Here is a 1,157-nt window from a genome sequence, read left to right on the forward strand (position 1 = left end):
GATATTATTGAAGCCGGCTATGAATGGGACTCAATAGGGGTTAGTGACGTCATTGGATTTAAAAAAGCATACCTCCCCCGAGCTTTCGTGGAATCGGTACTCGAATTCTATGAAGGTAAGACAACGCTCAAGGGGGTAGAGGGGCAAGAGGTGAATTATGCCCTTAAAAAAGAGATGGCTAATAGTTGCTACGGTATGACTGTTACCGATATTGTCAAAGATAATCACACATATATAGACGAATGGGGATTTGAGCAAGTCGATCCTAGTGAAGCGCTGGAAAAATATAATGGTAAGCGCAACCGAACTACATTTTATGCGTGGGGAATATGGGTAACAGCATACGCCCGCCGTAATTTATGGTCAGCTATTCTCAACCTCGGCAATGATTACATTTATTCCGATACCGATAGCGTTAAATTCACAAATGCTGATACACATAAGGAATATTTCGACTACTATAATAACTGGATTGTGGACAAAATTGAGAACGCGCTGGCACATAACACGATCGACCCGAGCAGGGCGACACCTAAAAATATATATGGCGATGATAAGCCATTAGGTGTGTGGGATTATGAGGGCACCTATACACGTTTTAAAACATTAGGCGCTAAACGATATATGGTTGAAAAAGACGGCAAACTGGAAATAACAATAGCCGGACTCCCCAAGAAAAATGGGGTTAAATATCTCGAAATGGTTAGCGGTGGTGACAATCTCGCAGCTTTCGAATTATTTGATGATGATTTATATGTACCCGCTGAATATGCGGGTAAATTAACGCATAGATATGTTGACGACGAAATGGAATTTGATTTCATTGATTACAACGGAGTGAAAGCACATATTTTCACGGCTTCAGGTGTGCACCTGTCGCAACAACCGTATAATATGTCAGTGTCAGCAGTATTTCTAAAATTTATCGGCTCTATTGAAGGGGATTATGACTATGAATACGAAACAGACTTACTACACGCCCGCTAATATTGATAAGAAAAACGCAACGTATAATATCATTTTCGGGGAGCGATCGAATGGTAAAACCTACGCCCTGTTAAAGAAAGGTATTATTAATTTCATTAAAAATAAAAAACATATGGCTTACGTGCGCCGTTGGAAGGAGGATATCACAGGTCGCAGAGCTTCAGCATTAT

The 1,157-nt window shown here is 40.5% G+C and carries 2 protein-coding genes; both read left to right on the forward strand.

Annotation, left to right across the window (positions count from 1 at the left end; translation table 11 throughout):
* The coding region (locus tag N1032_RS23470; RefSeq protein ID WP_259542772.1) for a hypothetical protein at positions 1–987 on the forward strand (987 nt) is incomplete at its 5' end.
* Positions 953–1,157, forward strand: a 205-nt coding sequence (locus N1032_RS23475; protein WP_259542773.1) for a phage DNA encapsidation protein, incomplete at its 3' end; no start/stop codon positions are given. The genes N1032_RS23470 and N1032_RS23475, both read left to right, overlap by 35 nt.

Source organism: Herbiconiux daphne (assembly GCF_024979295.1).
Lineage (GTDB): Bacteria > Actinomycetota > Actinomycetes > Actinomycetales > Microbacteriaceae > Herbiconiux > Herbiconiux daphnes.